General features: G+C 63.4%; 23 protein-coding genes and 2 tRNA genes. 7 read left to right on the top strand and 18 right to left on the bottom strand.

Features of this window, described 5'->3' with window-relative positions; genetic code table 11:
- Positions 1-27: 27 nt before the first annotated feature.
- Positions 28-1,062, bottom strand: coding sequence for a Bug family tripartite tricarboxylate transporter substrate binding protein (locus ACZ5WT_RS09675; protein WP_464283583.1), 1,035 nt, complete (start codon positions 1,060-1,062; stop codon positions 28-30).
- Positions 1,063-1,515: 453 nt separating this feature from the next.
- Between ACZ5WT_RS09675 and ACZ5WT_RS09670 the strand changes: the two genes are divergently transcribed.
- A complete protein-coding gene (locus ACZ5WT_RS09670) occupies positions 1,516-2,169 on the top strand; it encodes a GntR family transcriptional regulator (RefSeq protein WP_464283582.1) in 654 nt (217 codons plus the stop codon).
- Positions 2,170-2,253: 84 nt separating this feature from the next.
- On the opposite strand, the gene ACZ5WT_RS09665 is transcribed toward ACZ5WT_RS09670, so the two are convergent.
- Positions 2,254-2,616, bottom strand: a complete 363-nt coding sequence (locus ACZ5WT_RS09665; RefSeq protein WP_464287183.1) for a sugar phosphate isomerase/epimerase family protein — start codon at positions 2,614-2,616, stop codon at positions 2,254-2,256.
- 104 nt (positions 2,617-2,720) lie between these two features.
- Between ACZ5WT_RS09665 and ACZ5WT_RS09660 the strand changes: the two genes are divergently transcribed.
- The gene (locus tag ACZ5WT_RS09660; protein ID WP_464283581.1) at positions 2,721-3,215 is read left to right on the top strand and encodes a hypothetical protein; all 495 of its coding nucleotides are present in this window, start codon (positions 2,721-2,723) and stop codon (positions 3,213-3,215) included.
- A gap of 161 nt (positions 3,216-3,376) precedes the next feature.
- On the opposite strand, the gene ACZ5WT_RS09655 is transcribed toward ACZ5WT_RS09660, so the two are convergent.
- A complete protein-coding gene (locus tag ACZ5WT_RS09655) occupies positions 3,377-4,879 on the bottom strand; it encodes an FAD-binding oxidoreductase (RefSeq protein ID WP_464283580.1) in 1,503 nt (500 codons plus the stop codon).
- Between the two features lie 253 nt (positions 4,880-5,132).
- Here ACZ5WT_RS09655 and ACZ5WT_RS09650 point away from each other — a divergent pair, with 253 nt between their 5' ends.
- Positions 5,133-6,566 carry an O-antigen ligase family protein gene (locus tag ACZ5WT_RS09650; RefSeq protein WP_464283579.1) on the top strand — a complete coding sequence of 478 codons (1,434 nt, stop codon included), beginning with the start codon at positions 5,133-5,135 and terminating at the stop codon, positions 6,564-6,566.
- Positions 6,556-7,332, top strand: coding sequence for a class I SAM-dependent methyltransferase (locus ACZ5WT_RS09645; protein ID WP_464283578.1), 777 nt, complete (start codon positions 6,556-6,558; stop codon positions 7,330-7,332). The genes ACZ5WT_RS09650 and ACZ5WT_RS09645 overlap by 11 nt, the downstream gene beginning before the upstream one ends.
- A 33-nt stretch (positions 7,333-7,365) precedes the next feature.
- Here the strand turns inward: ACZ5WT_RS09645 and ACZ5WT_RS09640 are convergent.
- From ACZ5WT_RS09640 to murA, 8 genes are all read right to left on the bottom strand, one after another.
- Positions 7,366-7,441: transfer RNA gene (locus tag ACZ5WT_RS09640), tRNA-Phe, on the bottom strand.
- A 230-nt stretch (positions 7,442-7,671) separates the two neighbouring features.
- Positions 7,672-7,869 (bottom strand): DNA gyrase inhibitor YacG, encoded by a 198-nt coding sequence (gene yacG, locus ACZ5WT_RS09635; protein WP_464283577.1) that lies wholly within the window; start codon positions 7,867-7,869, stop codon positions 7,672-7,674.
- A gap of 1 nt (position 7,870) precedes the next feature.
- Complete coding sequence (locus ACZ5WT_RS09630; RefSeq protein WP_464283576.1) at positions 7,871-8,509, bottom strand: Maf-like protein; 639 nt, start codon at positions 8,507-8,509, stop codon at positions 7,871-7,873.
- A 9-nt stretch (positions 8,510-8,518) separates the two neighbouring features.
- The gene (gene infA, locus ACZ5WT_RS09625) at positions 8,519-8,737 is read right to left on the bottom strand and encodes a translation initiation factor IF-1 (protein WP_035082742.1); all 219 of its coding nucleotides are present in this window, start codon (positions 8,735-8,737) and stop codon (positions 8,519-8,521) included.
- Between the two features lie 75 nt (positions 8,738-8,812).
- Complete coding sequence (locus tag ACZ5WT_RS09620) at positions 8,813-9,772, bottom strand: UPF0262 family protein (protein WP_464283575.1); 960 nt, start codon at positions 9,770-9,772, stop codon at positions 8,813-8,815.
- Positions 9,773-9,780: 8 nt separating this feature from the next.
- A complete protein-coding gene (gene hisD, locus ACZ5WT_RS09615; RefSeq protein WP_464283574.1) occupies positions 9,781-11,073 on the bottom strand; it encodes a histidinol dehydrogenase in 1,293 nt (430 codons plus the stop codon).
- A 10-nt stretch (positions 11,074-11,083) separates the two neighbouring features.
- Positions 11,084-11,518 carry a DUF2948 family protein gene (locus ACZ5WT_RS09610; RefSeq protein WP_464283573.1) on the bottom strand — a complete coding sequence of 145 codons (435 nt, stop codon included), beginning with the start codon at positions 11,516-11,518 and terminating at the stop codon, positions 11,084-11,086.
- Positions 11,519-12,159: 641 nt separating this feature from the next.
- Positions 12,160-13,452 carry a UDP-N-acetylglucosamine 1-carboxyvinyltransferase gene (gene murA / locus ACZ5WT_RS09605; RefSeq protein WP_464283572.1) on the bottom strand — a complete coding sequence of 431 codons (1,293 nt, stop codon included), beginning with the start codon at positions 13,450-13,452 and terminating at the stop codon, positions 12,160-12,162.
- A gap of 496 nt (positions 13,453-13,948) precedes the next feature.
- Here murA and ACZ5WT_RS09600 point away from each other — a divergent pair.
- Positions 13,949-14,023 (top strand) — tRNA-Thr (locus ACZ5WT_RS09600).
- Positions 14,024-14,179: 156 nt separating this feature from the next.
- On the opposite strand, the gene ACZ5WT_RS09595 is transcribed toward ACZ5WT_RS09600, so the two are convergent.
- From ACZ5WT_RS09595 to ACZ5WT_RS09575, 5 genes are all read right to left on the bottom strand, one after another.
- A complete protein-coding gene (locus tag ACZ5WT_RS09595; protein ID WP_464283571.1) occupies positions 14,180-15,103 on the bottom strand; it encodes an ABC transporter ATP-binding protein in 924 nt (307 codons plus the stop codon).
- 11 nt (positions 15,104-15,114) lie between these two features.
- Positions 15,115-15,915 carry an ABC transporter ATP-binding protein gene (locus tag ACZ5WT_RS09590; RefSeq protein ID WP_464283570.1) on the bottom strand — a complete coding sequence of 267 codons (801 nt, stop codon included), beginning with the start codon at positions 15,913-15,915 and terminating at the stop codon, positions 15,115-15,117.
- On the bottom strand, positions 15,912-16,817 hold the full coding sequence (locus ACZ5WT_RS09585; protein ID WP_464287182.1) for an ABC transporter permease: 906 nt from the start codon (positions 16,815-16,817) through the stop codon (positions 15,912-15,914). Before ACZ5WT_RS09585 ends, ACZ5WT_RS09590 begins: the two co-directional genes overlap by 4 nt.
- Positions 16,818-16,832: 15 nt before the next feature.
- Positions 16,833-17,810 (bottom strand): ABC transporter permease, encoded by a 978-nt coding sequence (locus ACZ5WT_RS09580; RefSeq protein ID WP_464283569.1) that lies wholly within the window; start codon positions 17,808-17,810, stop codon positions 16,833-16,835.
- 96 nt (positions 17,811-17,906) lie between these two features.
- On the bottom strand, positions 17,907-19,577 hold the full coding sequence (locus ACZ5WT_RS09575) for an ABC transporter substrate-binding protein (protein ID WP_464283568.1): 1,671 nt from the start codon (positions 19,575-19,577) through the stop codon (positions 17,907-17,909).
- Between the two features lie 315 nt (positions 19,578-19,892).
- Here ACZ5WT_RS09575 and ACZ5WT_RS09570 point away from each other — a divergent pair, with 315 nt between their 5' ends.
- Positions 19,893-23,300 (top strand): response regulator, encoded by a 3,408-nt coding sequence (locus tag ACZ5WT_RS09570; RefSeq protein WP_464283567.1) that lies wholly within the window; start codon positions 19,893-19,895, stop codon positions 23,298-23,300.
- Positions 23,301-23,368: 68 nt separating this feature from the next.
- Here the strand turns inward: ACZ5WT_RS09570 and ACZ5WT_RS09565 are convergent, their stop codons facing one another.
- Positions 23,369-23,755, bottom strand: a complete 387-nt coding sequence (locus ACZ5WT_RS09565; RefSeq protein ID WP_464283566.1) for a PRC-barrel domain-containing protein — start codon at positions 23,753-23,755, stop codon at positions 23,369-23,371.
- 184 nt (positions 23,756-23,939) lie between these two features.
- On the opposite strand from ACZ5WT_RS09565, the gene ACZ5WT_RS09560 reads away from it, so the two are divergent.
- Positions 23,940-24,242: a hypothetical protein gene (locus ACZ5WT_RS09560; protein ID WP_464283565.1), complete on the top strand. Its 303-nt coding sequence runs from the start codon at positions 23,940-23,942 to the stop codon at positions 24,240-24,242.
- 49 nt (positions 24,243-24,291) lie between these two features.
- Here ACZ5WT_RS09560 and ACZ5WT_RS09555 read toward each other — a convergent pair whose 3' ends face one another.
- Entirely contained in the window at positions 24,292-24,957 is a 666-nt protein-coding gene (locus ACZ5WT_RS09555; protein ID WP_464283564.1) for a YiaD family glycine zipper/OmpA-like lipoprotein, read from the bottom strand.
- Positions 24,958-24,997 lie beyond the last annotated feature (40 nt).

Here is a 24,997-nt window from a genome sequence, read left to right as displayed (position 1 = left end):
AAGGCTTGTGCCTCCGCCCCCTCGAAATTACTGCGCGATCGTCTCGGTACGGGTGGCGCAATCGACGCCGATGGTCGACGGGTCATTGACCGCTGCGCCACGCTCAACCGCAGCACAGGCCTGTGCGACAACGGTTGGGGAAACCAGGGTGCGGGCTTCAGCGCCGGAAGCTGGCGTGAACAGGGCACCAAAGCCTTCGGCATAGGCCTTCAACTCAGGCGAGGTCGCCACCTTCTCGGTCCAGATGCCATTGAGGGTGTTGACGATCTCGTCAGGAGTACCCTTGGGAACCAGCACGCCGAAGTAGTTGTAGGCGAGCGGCAAGTTGGGGAGCCATTCGGTGATCGGGGGAACCGGATCGACACCCTTGATGGTCAGCGGCTCGCTCGACAGCACAGCCAGCGGACGCAGGCGACCGCCACGGATCAGTTCTGACTGCTCGCCAGCGAGCTGGGTGGTGACCATGGCTTCGCCCGAAGCGGCAGCGATGGTGGCCGGGCCGCCACCTTCATAGGCGACGAGGTTGTAGTCGAAGCCACCTTCTTCTGCGAGACCGGCGATTGCGGTGCCGCCAGCCGAGCTGATGCCAGCCGTTGCCACGGTGATGCTTGCGCCACCGGACTTGAAGGCTTCGAGCAGTTCACCAAAATTCTTGTAGGGGCTGTCGGCAGGGACGCTGACCACGGGAACGTTGGCGACGCTGAGATAGAGATTCCAGTCGTCGATCTTGGTGCCTTCGAGCAGGCCGGTCACCGAATAGGTGGCGGCGTCGGCAATGCCGGTGGCCAGAAGGGTATAGCCGTCGCGTGCCGAGTTCAGCACTTCCTGGGTGCCGACAGCGCCGGATGCGCCGGGCTGGTTGACCACAACGACGTCGACGCCGAGCGCTTCGGCCAGGATCGGCGCGGTAACGCGGGTAACCTGGTCGGTCGCGCCGCCAGCACCCCACGGCACAATGATATTGATGGGGCGATCAGGAGCCCAGGTCTGGGCTGACACGCCTGCAGTCGCAGATAGAAACGCCAAGGCACTCATTGCCAACGCGCCGTTACGGATGTGCATTATCGATTTCCTCCCGATATGTGCAAATGAGCCTTGTGCTAGCCCACTAGGATACTAGCATACTCAGAAGGTGGCGCAAGTGGCCTGAATCGCCAAAGGCCGATGGACGCGATTTCCAAATCGGGTTGCGTCCGTAAATCGTGAGTTGGGAACTCTACTATACAAGTGCACAATTGCCCCATGGCATCGATTTCGATATAATGATTCCGGGAGGAAAGGATGGCGCGAAGCAGGCATAGTCCTGGAACGAGCTCATCTGAAATATTCACAGGCAGTTGCGCAGCACGCAGCGCCACCGCTCAAGATAGCACATCTTGAGTTTTACTTGTCCCAAGCTTCCTGGATTAGCGAACGCCGTCAGGAGAATCGGGACAAATATCGCCAATTTGGACTACGATCATGCAAGAAAAACAAAACACAGAAAACGCAGATCAATTCGATAGCAGCTACCCGATGATACGGGCCAATATTGACTACGGGGCGGCGATGTCGCCGCAGATCTACGAAATTCTGCGCCGCGCCATCATCGAAAATCGCATCGCGCCGGGCACGCCGATCTACGAAGCCAAGCTTTCGGAGGTTTTGGGAGTGAGTCGCACGCCGTTGCGGAGCGCCCTCCAGCAGCTGGCCAAGGAAAATCTCGTCGAAACGCGGCCGCAGGTCGGCTCGATCGTTGCGCCGGTGGACGAGCGGAAGATTTTCTCCGCGGTTTTCTGCCGCAGCGCACTTGAGACCGCCGTCATCCGCCGCCTCGCGACCATGGAAAACCCGGACCTCAATCGCCTCTCGCGCGTCCTGGCGCTGCAGGCCGAGTGCACCGCGCGCGACGATTACATCGCCTTCTTCGAGTTCGATGAAGAGTTCCACGCCCTGCTCGCCGAACTGGCCGGTGTGCCCGAGGCTTGGCGGTTGGTGCTGGCCAACAAGTCCCAGGTCGATCGTGCCCGTCTGCGCCTGCAAAGCACCATTCCCGGCCGCGCCGCCTCTGCCTATCAAGAGCACCTCAAGATCATCGAGGCCGTTCGCACCGGCAATGCCGAACTGGCCGCGACGCTGCTCGACAAGCACATCACCTCGGCGCTCGATGAGGCCCGGCCCCAGCAATAGAACAAAAACACAAAGGGCAGGACCGCGCTTGACGATCCTGCCCTTTCAAAGAGATGGGCGCCCCTTGTGGGGCGCCCTTTTTTCTTAGCCCTGAACGGCGTTGCGCATGTAGTCGAGCTGCTGGCGCACGTCTTCGAAAGCGGTCATGCGGCGCGCAGTATATTCGCGCTCGAGGAAAGCCGGGATGTCCCAGCCATTGTCGCGGATCATCTGCATGGTCTCGATGATCGGCGTGTCGCCGGCGCCGAGCGGCACGTTCGGGCCTTCCTTGACCATGCGATCCTTGACGTGCAGGTGCGTGATCCGGTCGTGATACTTGGCGAGGAAGGCGATGGAATCCTTGCCTTCTTCATTGCCATTGGCCGCCGTGAAGTGGCCGATATCGAGGCAGAGGTCGAAGCCCTCGCCGAATTCCATGACGCGTTCCATGCTTTCCCAGGAACCGATTTCCTTCGGGTCGGGATTGCCATGGGGGTGGCCGGCAAAGGTGATGCCGTATTCTGGACGAAGGGCACCAGGCGCGGCACGGTTTCCATCTTGGTCGAACCGCTGTGGAACACCTTGATGTCGGAAGCTTCCATGGCCTTGAACATCGCGTCGATTTCTTCGTCGCTCACGTCGACCGAGAAGGCGTTGGACATGGAGAAGACGCGAATCTTAGCGTCGTCATACTTCTTGCGGATGGCAACCTGCTGGTCCTGCAGAGCGCCAGACAGGCGGAAGTCACGCAGGGTGGCGCGCTTTTCTTCGTCGGTGGCGCCGTCCTTGTAGGTCGGCCGGAACGTGCCGACGCTGAGTTCGACAAGGCCAAGGCCAAGCGCCTGCAGTTGCGGGATCAGGGTGTCGGTCGCCTCTTCGGGCGTGCTGGTCTGCGGGGTGGTGTAGGTTCCGCGCAGCGAGTTCGTCACCGAACCGATTTCAACGCCGCTGAACACGAGATCTGCAAAGGCACTGCGGACAGGCAGCACCGAAAGCGCAACGCCGGACAGCGCCAGCGTGCCAAAAGCACGACGCGTAAGATTCATAAGAGTCCTCCCAGAAGATGATTTACACTAGGATACTAGTGTTCATCTGCGAGCAACTCAAGCCATTCCTTATGCGTAGATGCCGTTATGATGAACGATCGGGCGCGGCCCATGCCCGACGAAAAACGGCCGCCGTCCCTGCGGGAACGGCAGCTTGCCACCGAAAAACACGGGAATGCCGGTTAGAGCGACTGACCGTGCCGGAACAGATTGGCAGGGTCATACTTTGCCTTGACCTGCATCAGGCGCTCCAGATTGGCGCCATAGTAGCGCTCACGCCAATCCACCAGCGACGCGTCGGGGAAGTTCTGGAAGGCCCCGGTGCCGCCGTTGCGGGTCAATTCCGCATAGAACGCGTCCTGCCAGTCGAAGGCCGGCGGCAGCACGCCGGGGCGACTCGCATCGTCGTCGCTCCAGCTGATGCCGACCACCGACAACCAGCGGCTGTTGCGATGGGCAAAGGCCGTGGCATCGGCTGCGACCTCGTTGATGCGTCCGCCGGTCTGGAAGAAGAAAAGGTCGCCATGCGCGCCGGTGCCCGGCCAGCGCTGCAACTGCTCGAAGGCCTCCTCAAGGAACGCCGCATCCGGCGCAGCCGGCAGGAAGGTGGAGCGCTCGCGGAACAGCGCGGGAGCGCCGGGCTCGGCCAGAAAGTTCTGCCCCTGCCAATAGGGCAGCTCCTGGATGTCGCTGAATTCCGGCGCGGCGACGGCCATGACCGGCGCAAGCAGCGTCATCAGTTCATCCCGGCTGCCGGCATATTGGCCCAGCAATGTCACCGGAACCTGACGTCCACGCGCACCCAGGTCGGGCGTCACGCCGCCAAGCGAAATGCGCGAGCCCAGCGCGACAGGCGCGGCGTCAGCCGCGGCGAACAGAGCTTCGGCAACCGCCAGCGTCTTGTCGCGCCAGACCATGCGGAACACCGTCAGCTGGGGGTCCGCCGGAACGGTCTCAAGCGTGAAGGCGGTACTGACACCAAAATTGCCGCCCGCTCCGCCGCGCACCGCCCAGAACAGATCGGCGTTTTCTTCGTCGGAAAGCGTCCGCAGGGCGCCATCGGCAGTCACGAGCTGCGCGCCACGAACGCTGTCGCAGGCCATGCCCAGACGCCGCATGTTGAAGCCAATGCCGCCGCCCAACAGGAACCCCGCCGCGCCAACGCTCGGGCAGCGGCCATGCGTCAGCATGCGCCCGGCTTTGTTGAGCGCGGAGTAGATCTGGCCGTTGAGCGCCCCTGCCCCCACCGACACCCGCCCGCTTTCGGCGTCATAGGCGATGGTCCGCATTTCGCGCATGTCGATCACGAGATCGCGGCTCGACGAAAATCCGGAATAGGAATGCCCGCCGCCACGGATGGCGAAAGGCACGTCATAGTCGCGGCACCAGTTCAGCACATCGGCGACCATTTCGGGCGAGGTGCAATAAGCCACGCCCTGCGGCCGCACGTCACGGAAGCGCAGATTGTTGGGCAGCGCCGACTTTTCGTAACCGCTATCGCCCGGCCGCACGAGGTGATCGGCCGTGATGCGGCGCAGCATTTCCCAGCGGTCGATCCCCTCAGCGGCCGCTTCAGGCGCAGCCGCAGCCTGCTCGGCCCAGGCTGGCCCCATGGCCGCCAGCCCTATCGCGGTTGCTCCGCCTGCGAGGAAGGTGCGGCGGGAAAACTGCGTGCGTGCGGCCATGATCAACTCATCAAAACTGAAGCGAAATGAGTGGCATGGCGAGTGTTAAGGCGCGGTGTGCGTGGGCCTCGGGCGCTCCCGGCTAGCTCGTAGGAGTGATTGTCATTGCAGGGTGTCGCCGCCATCGTCTGCGTCAGGCGCCGGGCCTGCGGATAGCGGACCTCGCCAGTTTGTGCAGGAGTCATTGCAGGTGATCGAGACGCATACGGACCGGGCACTCCGCCTTGCGGAGCCGCCGCAAGTGGGCCGCTGAATGCGTACCGCCGGAGGAGCGACCTCCGAACTGCGGCGGCCGCCTCCTGTCGCGCAGGCACGCCGCCGGCAACCAGTTGCCCGCATCGAGACGGCCGGTGAGGCCGTCCACGCCGAGGGCCTGCACTGGATGGTCATGCTGTTTCTGGTCGGGCTGGTCATCCCGTGGATCATCTATGTGGGACCACTCCGGTTTTCGGTCTACCGGCTGATCCTGCTCGGCGCCCTGGTGCCGTGCCTCGTCATCTGGGCGCGTGGCGGCGCCGGGCGCATTCGCCTCGCAGATCTCGCCGTGCTGGCCTTCTGCGGCTGGGGCGCGGTGTGTCTTCTAGTCAATCATGGGGTGAGCGCGGGCCTGCAGCCAAGCGGCATTCTCTTCATCGAGACCGCCGGCCCCTATTTCCTGGCGCGCTGCTTCATCCGGACAGAGCAGCAGTTCGAAGCCATGATCCGAGTGCTGTTCTGGATCATGGTATTCCTGCTGCCCTTTGGCCTGATCGAGCTGTTCACCGGATACAAGCCGCTGCTGCGCCTGTTCGGGCTGGTCATGCCAACCATCGACGAAACGCTGATGGATGTGCGCTGGGGGCTGCGGCGCGTACAGGGACCGTTCGAGCATCCGATCCTGTTCGGCGTGTTCTGCGGCGGCATCCTCGCGATGACCTTTCTGGTTCTCGGCTATCAGCAACCTGCCTGGAAGCGATGGGGGCGGACGATGATTGTCGGCGCCACCTCCATGTTGGCTTTGTCCTCGGGCCCTATCAGCGCGTTGTTTGTGCAAGCGTTTCTATTAGGCTGGAACTGGATCCTGCAGGGGGTCAAATCGCGTTGGAAGATCCTGTGGGCCTTGGTGGTGGGCTCATACGTCTTCATCACCGTCTATACTGGCAAGTCAGTCGCCTCCTTCTACATCAGCCACGCGCCGCTTTTTGACTCATGGTCTGCCTATTACCGGCTGTTGATCTGGGAATATGGCTCGGGGACGGTGGCGCGCCATCCGGTGTTTGGCATCGGGCTCTACGAATATGAGCGCCCCTACTGGATGCCGCCCAGCGTCGACATGTTCTGGCTCAACAACGCCATCATGTTCGGGATACCCGGCGCGACCCTGCTCGCCCTGATCGTCGCCGCGAGCGCCGCTAGCACCGGCCTCCGGCGCAATCTCAGCGAGAAACTCTACACCTATCGAGCGGCCTACCTGATCGCATTGGGGGGGTTCTTCATCGCCGGCTGGGGTGTTCATTTCTGGAACGGGACCTATTCCTATTTCCTGTTTCTCGTCGGCAGCGGGCTTTGGATCGCCGACCGGGAACCGGAGAGGGCCGAGGCGCCCCTGAAAGCTACGCAGCGGGCCGGCAGTCGCCCGCCACTGCGCCAGGCCAGACCAGCGGCGCAGAGCCGGAGCCACCGAGAGGGAGTTTCAGATGGACGCTAAACTATCGGGCACCACCACCGCCACCAGCCTGGGCCGGCGGCAGGCCGGGGCCGACGCGATGTCGCCCGCGGCGGCGGTTGCCCAGGTGCAGGATCTGATCGTGGCGCAATTCCGCGGCAAACAGGTGCGCGTCTATGAGGCCGGGGGCGGATCGGTGTCAGTGCTGCCGCTCGACCGGTTCGACAGCTACAGGGTCACGGTTGTCGATATCGACGAGGTGCAGCTAGATAACAACCAGTATGCTGACGAGAAAATACTAGGAAACATCGAGACTTACCGGTTTCCGCCGGATAGCTTCGACCTCGTGGTCTGCCACAATGTGCTCGAGCATCTCGAAGCGGCCGACGAAGCGGTGATGCGCTTTTACGAGTCGCTGTCGCCGGGCGGGCTGGTGTTCATCTCGGCGCCCAATCCCGGCTCGTTTTTCGGCATGGTCACCAAGTATACCCCGCACTGGTTCCACGTCTGGGTCTACCGCACGCTGCTCCGGGACAAGAATGCCGGCAAGCCCGGAATGCACCCGTTTCCCACGGTATACCACCCCATCGTCACTCCGCATGTGCTTGTAAAATTTGCGGAATCCAACGGATACGAGGTGCTGCACTGCAACCCGTTCACCAGCAAGCACCTGTCCGAATTGCGTCAGTCCCGGCCTTTGATTGCGCGGATGATCGAGCTGGGGATCGGGGGGCTGGATCTGGTGACGTTGCGCCGCCTGCCGCTGATGCTGGGCGACTACCACGTGGTGCTGCGCAAACCGGAGTGAGCACCACAATTCATTGATTTATTTGAAGAAAAGTGGTGCCCGGGACCGGAATCGAACCAGTGACACGCGGATTTTCAATCCGCTGCTCTACCAACTGAGCTACCCGGGCAACGGGGCGGATCAACCGCCCGGCTTCAAGCCAAGGGCCTTATAGGGGATGGGTTTTTTGCGCGCAAGCGGGAAAAGCGCCTGTGGAAAAGGAGTTTGCTGCGACACACGCAGAAGCCCCAGAAAATGGGCCGCAATCGTGCAGAAACCGGCAGATTTCTTGCAGCATGCTGGCGGTTATCTTGCAGATTTCTTGCAGATTTCTCGCACCAGGCGTGCGCGAGTGCCGATTTAGAACTCGTCGTCGTCCGAGTAGGGCACGGAATCATCGGTCTCGCCGGCGGGTTCGTCATCGCTGGCAGGAATCACATAGGCGCCAGTAAGCCACCGATTGAGATCGACGTCGGCGCAGCGCTTGGAGCAAAATGGCTTATAGGCCTCGACCGCGGGCTTGCCGCAGATCGGACACTTCTTGGCGGGCGTGGTCATATCACACGCCCGACAGGGTGGACTGGTTGAGCCAGTTGAAATGGACCGGGTACCCCTCGCCTGCAAGCAGCTGCGCGGTTTCGGTCAGCGGCAGGCCGACAACGCCGGTATAGGATCCCGACAGCTTGACGACGAAGGCCCCGGCAATGCCCTGGATGGCGTAGCCGCCTGCCTTGCCGCGCCATTCGGCGCTGGCGAGGTAGGCTTCCATCTCGCGGGTGGAGAGGCGCTTGAAGCGGATGCGCGTTTCGACCAGCCGCTGGCGCTTGGCGCCCGATGGCGTCAGCACGGTCAGCGCGGTATAGACGCGGTGAGCACGGCCCGAAAGCAGGCGCAGGCACTCGCTGGCCTCTTCCATGGTCTCGGCCTTGGGCAGGACCCGGCGCCCGACGGCCACGACCGTATCAGCACCCAGGACCAGCGCGCCCTGACCGAAGCCGGCCGAGCGCGCCTTATGCTGGGCGGTCAGGGCCTTGAGATCGGCGAGGCGAATGGCAAGCTTGCGCGGCAGTTCGCCCTTTTCGGGCGTCTCGTCGACATGGGCCGGAACCAGATGCTCAGGCTCGATGCCGATCTGGTTGAGCAGTGCAAGCCGACGCGGCGAGGCGGAGGCCAGGATCAGATCCGGACGGCTGGCCATGGCGTAGCCTTACTTGAAGCGATAGGTGATACGGCCCTTGGTCAGGTCGTATGGAGTCATTTCACACAGGACCTTGTCGCCTGCGAGCACGCGGATGCGGTTCTTGCGCATACGGCCTGCCGTGTGGGCAATGATCTCGTGTTCGTTTTCCAACTTGACGCGGAACGTCGCGTTGGGAAGCAATTCTGTAACCACGCCCGGAAATTCGAGCACTTCTTCCTTCGCCATACTGTCTCCTGAAAGGACCCATGGGGCATTGATTTGCCGGCCGGGGGTCGGAAATTGGCCGGAACCTACTTCAATTCAACGGATTTGTGAACCACCGGAAACCAGTGGATCGAGTCGCTCCCGAACACGCTTGCGCAAGTTGTCGCGCAACTCGCGGTAAGCGGCGAGAACAACGTCCCGATTACCCTCTACCAGAGAGGGGTCGGCCACCGTCCAGGACTCGACTGCACCAGCCTCAAGACCCTTGCGGGCCACGGCTTCCAGCGCGTCTTCGGACAGGGTGATGACCAGGTCGAAATGATTGGCAACCAGCTCGTCAAGGATATGGGGCGTATGCACGCTCATATCAATGCCGATCTCTTCCATCACCTCATGCACGAACTGGTCGGCCTTGCCGCCATGCACGCCCACCGAGCGGGCGATGATTCTGCCGGGGAAGGCCTGGCGGGCCAGCGCCGCTGCGATGGGCGAGCGCACCGAATTCATCGAGCAGACGAAAAGCACGGTGGGCAGCTCGCTTTTGCTCTCGTCGATGCGGCTGGCATAGGGCTGCACAGCGCAGATCAGCGTGAACAGGCGCCGCGCCGTATTGAGATCGATGATCAGCTTGTTATCGAGCCGCGTGCGCAGCAGCTCGGCCGCCTCGTTGTGCATGCCGCGCCGCGCCATATCGACGGTTTCGATCTGGAACGGCTGGGCCGAGCGGATCGCCTCGTAATAGGCGTCGCGGATTCGGAAATAGTCGCGGATCAGCCGGCGGAACGGCGTGAGCGAGAGATAATGCGCCGCGATGGGCTGGAAAGTTTCGGGGTGGCGCACGTCGAGCACGATGAAATTGCCGACGATGGACATGTGGAGGGCAAAAGGCCCGGTGGCGGTGACGCGCGCCGGGCGGAAGGAATTGTCTTCCAGCAGGTCATAAATGGCGATGCGCCATTCATGCACCTCGTCGGGATTGATCGAGGTGATGGTATTGGGATCGAGCGTGACGGTGACCAGGCGATCGGTAGAGGTTTGCCGCGCCTGGGTTTCCATCGAGATGCTCAATGGTTGAGCCGGATCGAAATGGAGCGCCCGTGCCCATCCAGCGCCTCAACCTCGGCCAGCGTCACCGCCGCCCTGCTGAGCGCGGCGAGCGAGCCGGGGTCGCAGCCCAGAATCGTCGTGCGCTTCATAAAGTCGATGACGCCCAGCCCCGAGGCAAAGCGCGCCGACCGGGCGGTAGGCAACACGTGGTTGGAACCGCCGACATAATCGCCAATGGCTTCGGGCGTGTGGTGACCGAGGAAAATCGCGCCGGCATGGCGGATCGCGTTCAGCATGGTGTCGGGATCGGCAATGGCCAGCTCGACATGCTCGGACGCAATGCGGTTGGCCAGCTCGGCGGCTTCATCGAGCGACGCCACGGTGATGATGGCGCCGAACTCGTTCCAGCCGTCGCGGGCGATCTCCTGCTTGGGCAGCAGCGAAAGCTGGCGATCGACCTCGGCCTCAACCGCGTCGGCCAGGCCCTTTTCGGTGGTGACCAGGATGGACTGGGCCCCTGCCCCGTGCTCGGCCTGCGCGATGAGATCGGCAGCGACCCAGGCGGGGTTGGCTGAGCCATCGGCGATGACAAGCACTTCGGAGGGCCCGGCAATCATGTCGATGCCGACCTGGCCGAAAACCTGGCGCTTGGCCGTGGCGACATAGGCATTGCCGGGGCCAGTGACCTTGTCGACCTTTGCGATGGTGGCGGTGCCATAGGCGAGCGCGGCAACGGCCTGCGCCCCACCGACGCGGTAAATCTCGGTGACGCCGGCTATCTTGGCGGCGGCGAGGATGGCGGCGTTGATCTGCCCGCCCGGGGTCGGCACCACCATGGCGATGCGGGCGACACCGGCCACCTTGGCGGGCACGGCATTCATCAGCACCGACGAGGGATAGGAGGCGAGGCCACCCGGGACATAGATGCCGACAGCATCAACGGGTGTCCAGCGGGTGCCCAGGGTGACGCCGAGGGCATCGGTATAGATGTGGTCTTCGGGCTTGCCCTTGGCGTGGTGCGCCCAGATGCGGTCATGCGCGGTCTGCAGCGCCGCGCGCACCTCATCGGACACGGTTGCCGCGGCGGCGTCGATCTCCTCGGGGGAGATGCGCAGATCGGCCACGGCGAAATCGGTGCGGTCGAACTTGTTGGTCAGCTCGACAACGGCTGCGTCGCCACGGGCGCGCACATCGGCGATGATGGCCGCGACGGAATCGTTGACGTCCTGGCTGGACTCGCGCTTGCCGTCGAGCAGGGCCTGGAAGCGCAACTCAAAGCCGGGTTCGGCGGTGTCGAGACGGATGGGCATTGGACGTCCTTTAGTCGATCTGGTGGGCGGGCTTGGCCGAAGCGGCCCAAGCGGCGCCGAGGTCTGACAGGCGCGCTTCGAGGCATTCAACGCCCAAACGCACCGTGCCGCCACCGGCAAAGCTCAGCTCGACAATGCCGGCCGGGCCATCGATGGGCATGAAGGTGATGGCGAGCAGTTCGAGCACGCCTTCGGGGGAAGCCGGATCAAACCCATTGGTGACCACGGACTGCACGGCATCGAAATGCAGGGCCGCCCGCTTGCGGATGCCCTTGTCGCGCCGGCCCTTGGCCGATTCCCAATCAAACCGGTTCATGATCAGGGCAAACCGACGGTCGCCGCGCGCATAGCCCATATCGGGGACGCGCACGACAGCGTCCTGCACATGAGCGGAGATGACTTCGAGGTCTTCGCTATCGAGCGCGAGCAATTTGAGGTCGGTCATGGCTGGTCGGCCCTGTTTGCGTGGAGACGAGCCTATCTGGTCATCTCCCGTCCGATCTACAAGCTTGCGCCGTTTGGGGAAAGGGGGGCGGGGAAAAAGGGTGGGGCGGTGGTGGTGGGCTTCTCCTGCCCGCGGCGCTGCCCACGGACTTGATCCGTGGGCCTCTATCAGGTCCTGCCGTGTTGCAAGGGGCCCGCGGATCAAGTCCGCGGGCAGCGCCGGTGGGTGGGGAGAGGATGGGGCACGCCATCGTGGTTCGAGGCGCTGAAGAAGCGCACTTCACCATGAGGGCTACTGGGGGCGCGGTGCCAAAGTAGACCTCATGGTGAGGCGGGAGCCTTTGCGACCCTCGAACCATAGGGGCGTGGCGAAATCTCGGGATGGGCCCCGGGTCGAGCCGGGGTGACCCGGTGGGTGGGGTGGGGTGGCGCCAATGGGAAACTGCCCTGCCCTCCCCACCGCGCTGCCCACGGACTTGATCCGTGGGCCGTTATGCGCGCTTGCCGCGTGACGATGGCCCGCGGATCAAGTCCGCGGGCAGCGGCGGTGGGTGTGAGAGCATTGGATCGAAATACCTCCCAAAAGCAAAAACGCCCGCGGGGTGGGCCGCGGGCGTGATGATTGACTGGTGCGCGGCTGGACTAGCCGGCCAAGCGCTCGATCTGGGCGCCGCAGCGGCTGAGTTTTTCTTCGAGGCGTTCGAAGCCGCGATCGAGGTGGTAGATGCGGTTGACCACGGTTTCGCCCTTGGCGGCGAGGCCGGCAATGACCAGCGACACCGAAGCGCGCAGATCGGTTGCCATAACCTGGGCGCCCTTGAGCTGGGCCTTGCCGTGCACGGTGGCCAGCTGGCCATCGACGGTGATGTCGGCGCCGAAGCGGGCCAATTCTGCCACGTGCATGTAGCGATTCTCGAAAATGGTCTCGCGAATCTGGCTGGTGCCGGAGGACATGGTCATCAGGGCCATGAACTGGGCCTGCAAATCGGTCGGGAAGCCGGGGAAGGGATCGGTTTCCACATCGACCGGCTGGATGCCGTTGCCATTGCGGTGCACGCGCAGGCCCTCGGGCTCGTCGGTGAGCACGACGCCGGTCTGGGCCAGAATATCCAGCGCCGCCTGCAGGTGCTCGGTGCGGGCGCCCTTGAGCAGCACATTGCCGCCCGTCATGGCCGCAGCCATCGCGAAGGTGCCGGTTTCGATGCGGTCGGGAATCACGTCGACCGTAGCGCCATGCAGGCGCTCGACGCCCTCGATGGTCAGCGTGCGGGTGCCGATGCCGGTGATCTTGGCGCCCATGGCGACCAGGCACTCGGCAACGTTGGTGATTTCGGGTTCCTGGGCGGCATTCTCGATCACCGTGACGCCACGGGCCAGGGTTGCTGCCATCAGGATGGTGTGAGTCGCGCCGACCGACACCTTGGGGAAATGGATATGCGCGCCGATCAGGCCACCCTTGGGGGCCTTGGCCACCACATAGCCTTCATCGATGTCGATCTCGGCGCCGAGCGCCTTGAGGCCGAACAGGAACAGATCGACCGGGCGCGTGCCGATGGCGCAGCCGCCGGGCAGCGAAACGCGGGCCTCGTGGCAGCGGGCCAGCAGCGGCCCGATGACCCAGAAGCTGGCGCGCATCTTGGAGACCAGCTCATAGGGCGCAGTGGTGTCGACGATATCGGCGGCATGGAAGGTCATGCGCTGGCCAACGCCACCATCTTCGCCGCGACGGCGGCCATGCACGGCGATATCGACGCCGTGATTCTCGAGGATGCGCTCGAGCTGCTTGACGTCGGCCAGGCGCGGCACGTTCTGCAACACCAGCGGCTCATCGGTGAGGAGCGCGGCAATCATCAGCGGCAAAGCGGCGTTCTTGGCGCCGGAAATCGGGATTTCCCCGTTCAGCTCATTGCCACCGATCAAACGAATACGATCCATAGTCTGTTCCTATATGGCGGGCGCAAAGGCCCATCTACCTGGGAGGGAGGTAGGCCAAGTCCTAGTTGCCACGTAAGCCAGACTCGCCGCACTCAGCGTCTGGAGTGGGTACATTCCCGTGAGGGCGGCCTGCAAGCCCCCGGCTTTCGCCGCGCCCTGACGTGAATCTCCTCACCCCAGTAGTTCATTGATAGTCACCGAAACTGGTTTACGGTTTATTGACCGTAACATTTTCGGGGGCCGTTGCAGGGTCCGGCGCCTGCCGCTCCGAATCGGCGCGTGCCTTTGCCTGCCCCTTGCGGCGCTTGAGGTTCTCGCGGAGCTTTGCGGCCAATCTTTGCTCACGCTGGGCAGCTTGTTCGGTTTTCGACATGGCTCCGGGGAATCTGTTTTGTGCCTAAGGCGGTTGATAGGCGTTTTTTGGTCTTGCGTCGAGATTTGGCCTATGGCACTAGAGCCCCCGTCGCGGCGAGGAACTCCTTCCCACCCCGCAGATGCTGCCGTAGCTCAGTGGTAGAGCACTCCCTTGGTAAGGGAGAGGCCGACAGTTCAATCCTGTCCGGCAGCACCAGTTTTCTCCCAGATATATTGATGTTTGCGCTGCCGGGCGGATGCCTTGCGGCGGTTTGTTGTTGGGCGCGGTCGCGGCGAATCGCGTGGGGGCGCGAAAACAAAAACGGCGCGGGGTTAGCGCGCCGTTTGAGGGATTGAGAGGCCGTTGGGGCGCCTAGATGTTGTGGCGGACGAAGTGGCCCGGGGAGACTTCCACGGCGGGTTGCAGGTCGCGGCGGGCGGCCTCGCGGATGGCGTCGGCGCGGGCGGCAAAGCCGGTGCCGCTGGTCTCGTTGAGGCGGACGGCCGGGTCGGGCACCGCATCGAGCAGCAACTGGGTATAGGGGTGCTGCGGATTGCGGATAACGTCGGCGGGCGCGCCCCATTCCACCACACGCCCCGCAAACATGATCGCCACGTCGTTGGCCAGATACTGAGCCGTGGCAATGTCGTGGGTGATGTAGAGGAACGAGATCGAACGCTCGGTCTTCATGCGCCGCATCAGATCGAGCACCGAGCGGCGAATCGAGACGTCGAGCATCGAGGTCGGCTCGTCGGCCACCACGAGTTCGGCCCCCACCGCCACGGCACGCGCCAGATTGACGCGCTGGCGCTGCCCGCCCGAGAGTTCGTGCGGGTATTTGTCGATATTGACGTCGACATCGAGCTCGACGTCGGCGAGCGCGTCACGCACTGCCTGGTCGAGCGCCTTGCCCGTCAGCCCGCGATGCAGCTGCAGCGGGCGCTGCAGGTGGTGGCGCACGGTGTGGGCGGGATTGAGCGCGGCAAAGGGGTCCTGGAACACCATCTGCACGCTGCGCATATAGCCGAGCTTTTCCTCGCGGCTTTGCAGCCTGGCGATATCCTGCCCCTTGAAGCGCACGGCGCCCCCCGAGAGATCGAACAGGCGGGTAACAGCGCGGCCGAGCGTGGATTTGCCCGAACCGCTTTCGCCCACGATGGCGAGCGCCCTGCCCGCCTTGAGCGTGAGGGTCACGTCGCGCAGGGCCACCACTTCGCGGGTGGCGCCGAACATCGGCTTGAGGGTGAAGAGCTTGGTGACGCCCTCGAGCTCAAGCAGCTCGGGACTGGTTTGCATTGCATTTGTCATCACGCGATCGAGCTCCTCGATAGAACCGGCATGGAGGACCACAGACGCCGCGTATAGTCGTGCCGCGGGGCGGTGACGATTTCGGACGCCGGAGCGACCTCCACCAGCTCGCCCTCGAGCATGACCGCGATGCGGTCGGCAAACTGGCCCATCAGGGCCAGGTCATGGGTGATGAACAGGATCGAGAAACCGAAGCGCTGCTTGAGCGCCATGATTTCCTGCAGGATCTCACGCTGCACCACCACGTCGAGCGCGGTCGTGGGCTCGTCCATGATGATCAGCTTGGGATCGAGCGCCAGCGACATAGCGAGCACGATACGCTGGCGCATGCCGCCCGAGAGCTGGTGCGGGTAATCGTCGAGCCGGTTGGGCGCAATGCCCACCAGCTCGAGCAGTTCTTCGGCCCGGGCGCGGGCCTGTGCCGTGGTGCCGCCGGTGTGGCGGACAATGACGTCGCGGAACTGCTCGAACACGGTCAGGACCGGATTGAGCGAGTTCATGGCGCTCTGGAACACCATGGAAACCTTGGACCAGCGCCACTTGGACAGCTTGTCGAGCGGCATGGCGAGAACATCCTCGCCATCGATGATGATCGAGCCCTTGGAAATCAGCGCCGGGGGTCGGTGCAGGCGCATCAGCGAGAAGGCGATAGTGCTCTTGCCCGAGCCGGATTCCCCAGCCAGACCGAGCACTTCGCCATGCCCGATGTTGAAATCGACGCTCTTTACGGCGGTGAACAGGCCCTTGGCGGTCAGGAAATCGACCTGCAAGCCGCGAACTTCTACGAGATTGCCGGTCATGTCGTTGCTTCCTGGCGCTTGAGAAGGCGCTGCTTGTCGAGTTTCTCCTGGGCGCGAACGGCCGCGGCGATGGTGCCGAGGGTGCGCAGGCGCGGGTTGGAAATTTCGTCGACGCCAAAGTTGAGCAGGGACAGGCCCACCCCGATGCCGGCGACGGCAACAGCGGGGACCAGCACTTCCCACCAGGCCCCGACGGTGATCGCTGAGGCATTCTGGGCGTGGTACATCATGGTGCCCCAGGAGATGGACATCGGATTGCCCAGCCCGAGGAACTCGATCGTGGCCTGCGTGATGATCGTGTAGGTCACCGAGCCGATGAAGTTGAAGCCGATGATCGAGAGCAGGTTGGGCAGAAGCTCAACCAGGATCATGCGGTGGGCCGGTTCGCCGATCAGCTCGGAGGCCAGGATATATTCCCGGTTTCGCAAGCTCATCGTCTGCGCGCGGGTAATGCGCGCCCCCCAGGCCCATGAGGTAACGCCAATGATCAGCGCGATCACGATGGGGCTGGATTCCCCGAGGAAAGCAGCGATCACCAGCAGCAGCGGCAGCTGGGGAATGACCAGCACGACGTTGGTCAGGAAGTTGATGGTTTCGTCGATCTTGCCGCCGAAATAGCCGGCGGCAATGCCCAGCAGGGTGCCGATGGCCACCACGACGAAGCCGGCGAAGAAGCCCACGGCCAGCGAGGTGCGGGTGCCGTAGATCACCTGGGTGAAGACGTCGCGCCCCATTCGAGTGGTGCCCAGCCATTCATCGGGATTGGGCGCCTCATGCGGGCGGCCGACGCGCTGCATCGGATCGGCCTGCAGGATCAGCGGCCCCAGAATGGCGATGGCGACATAGATCAACACGATGGCCAGACCGATGGCGGCCTTCTTGTTGCGCAGGAAGACTTTCAGTGTCTCGAACATGGCTCAAACCTTCCGCAGGCGAGGATCGAGGAAGACGTAGACGAGATCGACCACCAGATTGGCGGCGAGGGTCGCCAGCGTCATGATCAGCAACTGGCCCTGGATCAGCGGGTAGTCACGGGTGACGATGCCGATGAACAGCGTCTGGCCCAGGCCGGGATAGTTGAACACCACCTCGGTCACGAGCGAGCCGCCAAGGATGGCGCCGATGGTCAGGCCGAGCGAGGTCACCGAGGGCAGCATGGCGTTGCGGGCGGCGTAGTTGAAGCGGACGCGCGCCTCGGACAGACCCTTGGCCGTTCCCATGACCACGTGATCTTCGCCGAGCTGGCCGATCATGTTGTTGCGCATGGTGACGAGGTAACCGCCGACAAAGACGACCATCAGCGTCGTGACCGGCATCAGGCTGTGATAGAGCACGCTGCTGAAATACTGCCACGTCCAGGCCGGATCGAGGCTGGGATTATAGGCGTAGCTGGTGGGCAGCCAGCGCAGCGCCACGCCGAAGGTAAACAGCGCAACCAGCGCAATCACCACCGCGGGAATGGCCTGCAGGGCCAGCGACAGCGGGGTGACGATGGTGTCGAAGGCGCCGCCGCGACGCCAGGCCGCGAAAACACCCAGAACAGAACCGACCGCGAAGGCGAGCAGGGTCGCCGTTCCGGCGAGGAACACCGTCCAGGGCAAAGCATAGGCGAGCACCTGATTGACGGTCTGGGGATAGAAGCGGATCGAATAGCCGAGGTCGCCGGTAAAGACCGACTTGAGATAGGCGAAATACTGCTCGTGCAGCGGGCCGGAGGCGAAGCCGAAGGTCTCGATCAAGGCCGCGCGCGCTTCGGGCGGCAGGGTGGTGTTCTGCTGGGAGAACAGCACGTCGATCGGGTTGCCGGGCATCAGGCGGGGCAGGAGGAAATTGACAGAGGCGGCAAGAAAAAAGGCAGCGAGGTAGAAGCCCAGCCGACGCAGGACGAAGGACATTTTGATGTCTCCGGGTTGCACGGAACGCCATCACGGCGTTGCGAAAAGACTACCCCCCGGGCCGTTGGGAACCCGGGGGGCGCTCAGATCGCGAGACTACTTGGCTGCGACGGGGCGCAGGGCCAGCAGGTGCAGCAGACGCTCAGGAACGCCAGCATAGGCGACCGGACGAGCGACCGGATTGTCGGCGTTGAACCAGCCTTCGAAGCGCTTGGTGTTGTATTCGTACCAGAGCGGGTTGTTGAAGACGTTGATCAGCGGCATGTCCTGGGCAATCAGAACCTGGATCTGGTTCATGATTTCAGCCTGCTTGGCAGCATCGGCCGTGCCGTTGAAGGCGTCGAGAGCAGCATCGAGCTCAGGATTGACGTAGCGAGCCGAAGCGAAGCGGTTCGCACCGATGTGGCGCGAATGCAGCGACAGATCGAGGAAGTAGTGCGGGGAAACGCCAGTGGTCACCGAGTTGATGGCGGCCTGGTAGTTGCCCTGGATCAGCTGATCGGTCCATGCCGGGCTTTCCGGAGTGGCCAGGCTCGCCTGGATACCGACTTCGTTGAGGCCTTCGACGGCCAGCTGCACGGTGTTCACCCAGTCGGTCCAGCCGTTGGGAACGATGATCTCAAGGGTCAGCGGAGCGCCCTTGGGAGTCTCGACGAAACCGTCGCCATTAGTGTCGGCATAGCCGGCTTCAGTCAGCAGGGCCTTGGCGCCATCGATATCGAAGGCGGTGAACTTGCCGAACTCGGTCTGCACTTCCGGATTGTTCCAGGAGTGGTAAGCGCGGCCCAGACCCGACGGATAGTCGTTGACGGTCGGATAGCCGTAGCCGGCGATGTCGACCATGGCCTGGCGGTCCATTGCCATCGAGAAGGCGCGACGGAAGTTGACGTCGTTGAACGCCTCGTTGCGGCCCGGATCGGCATCTTCCATGTTGAGCGAGAAGAACACCGGCGAACCAGCCGGGAACCAGTAGCCGTGGTTTTCCGGGTCCTTGCCGACATAGGTCTGCTCGATATCGGGCAGGAACGAACCGAACCAGTCGAGTTCGCCATTGGCGGCCATCGCCAGAACCTGGTCGTTGTTGGAAACCTGCGGCAGACGCATGCAGTCAACCTGCAGGGTGGCGGCATCCCAGTAGTTCGGATTGCGGCACTGGATATATTCCTGCGGCGTGAAGCGGCGGATTTCGGTCAGCGGGCCCGAACCAACCGGTGCAGGGTTGGTGAAGGTGACGGGGTCGGCAACCTTGCTCCAGATGTGCTCGGGAACGGTGTAGACCTGTGCCAGCTGGTAGATCAGGCCGGCATCGACCTTCTTGTAGACGATGGTGACGGAGTTATCGTCATTGGCGGTCGCGGACTCGATCTGGGCCCAGACAGCGCGCACGTCGAGCGCCGGGAAGTCCTTGATCAGCTGGTAGGTGAAGGCCACGTCCTTGGCGGTCAGCGGCTCGCCGTCCGACCACTTCAGGCCATCGCGCATCTTGAAGGTGACCGACTTGAGGTCGTCAGCATAGGTGAACGACTCGGCCAGGCGGAAATTGGGCTTGCCACCGTCGATCGCGTTGAAGACCACCAGGCCTTCATACATGAAGTCTTCCATGGTGGGCAGCACGGTGGTGCGGTTGAAGACGTTGTAGTTTTCAACCCAGGCAGTCAGCTGCTGGGGAACGGCGGTGAGGATGGCCTCGCCTTCCGTCTGCGCCATCGCAGCCGGGGCCAGCATGGCTCCGGTCAGCAGGGTGGCGGTCAATAGCCGGTACTTCATGTTCAATAATCTCCCTTGGCTCCCGATCGCCGTCCGTCAGCTCTGAATGGCCTGGTGGACGGCGCCCGCATCAACAAGCCCATTTCAGGTCATGGCAGCGAGTGGCCATAACAGTCGTTTGGCGGGCGTTATTGTCACCCCGGCAAAATCGGCGTTATCGCAGGCAATATCGGCAATTTCGACAAAACCGGCGCGAACGCTTTAGCTTCGGGGGTATTTGGGGCACATTGCCGCCCGCCGGCGCGCAAGACGCCGGAGGCACGCGGCGCCCGCTGGGAGGCAGGACGCGCGGGCCGGTGAGGAGGATGCAGTTCCATGAAACGCCTGTCGCTGGCGCCGTCCAGCTTTCGCGGTCGGCTGTTTGCCATTTTCCTGGCCATTGCCACGATTCCCCTGGTGCTGACCGCCTACGCGTTCGTGTCGATCCTTGCTGCCAATATCGAAGAAGAGACCATCGAGAAACTGACCTTCGTGCGCGACGCCAAGCGCGCCGAGGTCAACCAGTATGTGACCTTCGCCATGCGGCAGGCCGAGTCGCTGACCAAATCCAATGCGGTGCGCTATTCGATCGGCGACTTCTATGGCTTCTCCTATGCCTTCCGCATGATCGACCCGTCCCCCGAACGCGCGCAGGCGGTGCTGCACCGGCTGTTTCCGGTGGGCAATACCGATCCGCAGCTACTGCCGGCCGACAATGACGAGCTGATCCGCACGGCGCTGGAATACTCCAATGCGCACCAGCAGTTCCACGAGGAATTCGCCAGCTTCGTGCGCACCTCGGAATTCGACAACGTCTATCTGGTCAATACCGACCGGCGCGTCGTCTATTCGGTCGAGAAGGACCGCTATCTGGGCGCCGACATGCGCGTCGCCATGGCGAGCACGCCGATGGGCGAACTGGTGCGCTCGGTGCTGGACGCGCCGCCCAATGTCAAACTGATGGTCAGCGACTTCGCCTATGACAGCGTCAGCGGGGAATTTGCGGCCTATGTGGCGATCCGCGTCGAGTTCTATCAGCGCGTGCGGGGCGTCGCGGTGTTCCGGCTCAATGCCAATGGTCTCGACCGGGTGGTGCAGGCCCAGCATCGCGATACCGGCAGCCTCTATCTGCTGAGCGCCTCGGGCCAGTTCGTGTCGGTGCCGGCCGATCGCCCGCTGTCCATCGGCAGCATGGCCGTGGTCGACCACCTGCGCGACCGGACCTCGGGTGCGGGCATTATCGGGCGCGGCTTCAACAGTGAAGCGGCGCTGGCGGCGTGGTCGCCGGTGCGCTTCGGCGAGGTCAACTGGCACCTGACCGCCGAAGTGCCCACCAGCGTCGCCTTTGCCGATACCGAGGCGCTGACCCAGTTCGTGCTGATCCTGGCGGCGATCTGCCTGCCGGTGATCTTCTGGCTGTCGCTGGTGCTGTCGCGCACGATTGCCGCCCCGCTCAACAAGCTGACCGACGCCGCCGAATCCATAGCGGCGGGCGATCTCGAGCGGGAAATGCCCCATATCAAGAAGCCCAACGAACTGGCCCGGCTGGCCGCGAGCTTCCGGCGCATGCGCATTGCTGTGCGCGAGCAGCTGACGCTGATCAGCCAGAAAAATGCCGAGCTGGAACAGCATGTGCGGGTGATCGAGGAAAAGAACGCCGCGCTGGAAGAAGCCGACCGGCAGAAGGATACGTTCGTGGCCAATACCAGCCACGAATTGCGCACACCACTCAACGGCATTATCGGCATTTCGACCACCCTTTCGGCGGGTGCGGTGGGTGAACTGACCCCGGTGCAGCGCTCGCAGATGGAGCTGATCACCTTCTCGGCGCGGCGCCTGTCGCGGCTGGTGGATGACCTGCTCGATCTCTATCGCATCCGGCTGGGGCGGATGCGGCTCGATATCCACCCGGTGCATGTGCCGACCTCAATCCGCAATGTGCTGCAGGTATCCGAGGGGATCCTGCGCGGGCAGCCGGTGAGCGTGGAGCTCAACATTCCGGACTCCCTGCCCTTCGTGCTGGCCGACCCGGTGCGGTTCGAACAGATCCTCTACAACCTGGTCGGTAACGCCATCAAATATACCAAGCGCGGCACCATCACGATCACCGCCGAGCAGCAGGACAAATCGGTGCTGCTGCGGGTATCCGACACGGGGATCGGCATTGCGCGGGATAATCTGGAACGCATCTTCCAGCCGCTGGAGCGCGCCACGGACGACCAGGCGGGCGGCGCGGGGCTGGGCCTGACCATTGCCCGCCAGCTGACCCATGCGCTGCATGGCAAGCTGTCAGCGGAAAGCACGCTGGGCAAGGGGTCGGTGTTCACGCTGGCGCTGCCCATGGCGGAATCGGTATCGGCCGAGACCACGATGGCGGCGGCAGCGCACAGCATCGGTCTGCGTTCCGATGCGCTCAACGGCCTCATCATGGACGGGTGCGAGACGGAGGGGCCGATCCTCGAAGGCGTGCCGCTGATCCTCGTCGTCGACGACGAGCCGATCAACGTGCAGGTGCTGCGCAACGTGCTGCAGCCGCATGGCTATGCCGTGCGCGCCGCCGAAAACGGGCTGAAGGCGCTCGAATTCATCGACCGGCAGAAGCCCGACCTCGTGGTGCTCGACGTGATGATGCCGGTGATGGGCGGGCTCGAAGTGGCGCGGGCGCTGCGCGAACGCTATTCGCTGCTGGAGCTGCCAATCATCATGGTGACGGCACGCAGCCGCACCCGCGACGTGATCGCCGGGTTCGAACATGGCGCAAACGATTATGTGGTGAAGCCCTTCGTCAAAGATGAGCTGCTGGCCCGCGTCGCGACACTATTGGCGGCGAGCCGCGCGCAGTCGCAGGCGCGCGAGAATATCGAGCTCAAGACCGAAATCGACCGCCGCGTGCAGGTGGAAGACGCCCTGCGCCTGTCGCAGCAGCGCATGACGCGGCTACTCGATACGCTCGATGCCGGCATTATCTGCGTCAGCGATGCGGGGCGGATCACCTATGCCAACCGCTTGGCGTCGCGCCTGTCGAGCAGCAAGCTGACGCCGGGCACCACACTGGTGACGGACATCCTGACGCCGAGCCTGTTCGACGCCATCAAGCGCAGCATCGAACAGGATGGGCAGGCAAGCCTCGACGATGTGCCATTCGGCACGCTGGAGCAGACCGTGCTGATCAGCGGCTTCGATGTGGAACCAGCCGCAGGCGGCGGCGTGGCCCTGGTCATCGCGCTGGACTCAACGGAATCGCGGCTGGCCGCCGAGGGGCTGGCGCGCTCGGTGCGCGGGCTGATCGACACAGTGGGCAACCAGATGCCCAATGCCACCCCTGCCCCGATGGCCGCCGAGGCGCCGCAGCCCGGCGTCGACACGCTCGACCGGCATCGCTACCGCCTGACCATCGTCAAGGTGATCACCGAAAGCCTGCGCGTATGGCGCGAAGCGACGGGGAAATCCAAGTTCGACCTGGCAGAAGCGAGCGGGGTGTGGCGTGTGAGCCTTGATCGCTCGTCGCTGCAGGCGCGCACGCTCGACAAGTATCTGCTAATCGAGACGCTGCCCGAGCAGCCGCGCTGGCGCGATGTGATCCTGACGGCCGAATATGTGCTGGGTGCGGTGGCGGGTAATGACATTGCCAGCAAGGATATCGAGCCGCTGCAGACTGCTCTGGCCCTGCTGCGGACGCAGGTTCGCACCCAGCTGGCGGGCACCAGCCGCGACACCGCCCCCGAACAGACGCCCGTGACCTGACTCGAAAATGCCGGCACCCCGAAGGGTGCCGGCGCGAGTATCATTTGGTGCTGAAATACCTGATGTGGCTAGATCCAGTACGGAGCCACACCATAATAGTCGTAGACCCGACGACCGTTTTCAGCAGTCCAGTAATCGTCGTCATTGTCGTATTTGGGCGCGCCTTCGAGCTGGTCCTTGGTGACATCGACCCGGTAGCCGCCCAGGCTTTCGTCATAGTTCAGCTTGGACCAGGGCAGCGGATAGTGTTCGTGGCCCATGCCCAGGAAACCGCCGAAGCTGAGCACCGCGTAGGAAACCTTGCCGCTGCGCTTTTCGACGAGAATGCGTTCGATCGAGCCAATGTGCTCGCCATGGGGATCGTAGACCTTGGTGCCTTCGACCTTGTCGGAGGCGATGAGGTCATGAGTTTCCTTGACGCTGGCATCGCGGGTGCGCATGTCATCGTAAGCCATTGTCGAACTCCTAGTTGGTTGCGTGTGACAGGGAAACGCCTCGATCCGGCGAGGGTTTCGAAATTTCTGGAATTGTGATCGGGCGGAATGACGCAACCGCGCCGACGGCGTGGCGGAACCCGCGGGCAGGCGGCGCATTTGATCTGCTGAGGGTTCCATACGGCCCCTGAAGGAGAGAGCGCTAATGGCCGAGATTAGACATCTCAAGGAACCGACCGTAGCGGAGGTCGATGCCCTGATCGACGAAAACGGCTCGCGGATCGAACTGCCCGAGGACAGCGAACTCAAGGTCGCGGGCGAGCATGACCTGACGGTCGGCGCCACCGGGCCGACTAATTGGTGGCTTTACGGGCTGGGCGCGCTGGGCATCATCATCCTGGTGCTGCTGGTGATGCAATTGATGACCGGCGCGCCCGGAACGGACGTGCAGCCCGGTTCACCCACCGCCGGGCCGGTGATCGAAGCCCCCGTCGTGCCCGCGCAATAAAAAAGGCGCGACCCGAAGGCCGCGCCTTTCATTCTGGAGACCGCAGAGATCAGCCGTTGATCGGCGCGATCTGGATTTCCACGCGACGGTTCTGGGCACGGCCCTGCTCGGTGGCGTTGGACGCGATCGGGCTGCTTGAGCCCTTTCCCTCGATATAGAAGCGGCGCTGATCGATGCCCTGGTTGGCCAGGATGGTCGCGACGGAAACCGCGCGGCGCTGGCTGAGCGAGAGGTTGTGCGACGCCGAACCGGTCGAGTCGGTGTGGCCATAAACGTCGACAATCGACTTGTCGTACTTCTTGAGCACGAGCGCGACCGACACCAGGGTCGAATTGAACGCCGGGTTCACGGTCGACTGGTCGGTGGCGAAGGTGATGTTGGACGGCATGTTCAGAATGATGTTCTGGCCAACGCGGGTGACCGACACACCGGTGCCCTGCAGCTGCGCGCGCAGCTCGGCTTCCTGCTGGTCCATATAGTTGCCGATCGCGGCGCCGGTCAGGCCGCCGACGCCAGCGCCGATCAGCGCGCCGACGCGCGGATCACCACCCACCACTGCGCCAACCAGCGCGCCAGCAACGGCGCCGCCGCCGGTGCCGATCAGCGCGCCACCAGCGGTATTGGAAAGCTGGGACTGGCCGGTATAGGGATTGGTGGTGGTGCAGGCGGTGAGCGCCAGGGTCGCAGCGACAGCGACCAGAATCTTCGACTTCATAGAATATCCCCCTGAAGGATGGTGAGTGGCAACTTGGTGA

The sequence above is a fragment of the Devosia sp. T2-14 genome, assembly GCF_055397495.1.
Note: the sequence above shows the minus strand (reverse complement) of the source record. Positions and strands in the feature narration are given on the sequence as shown.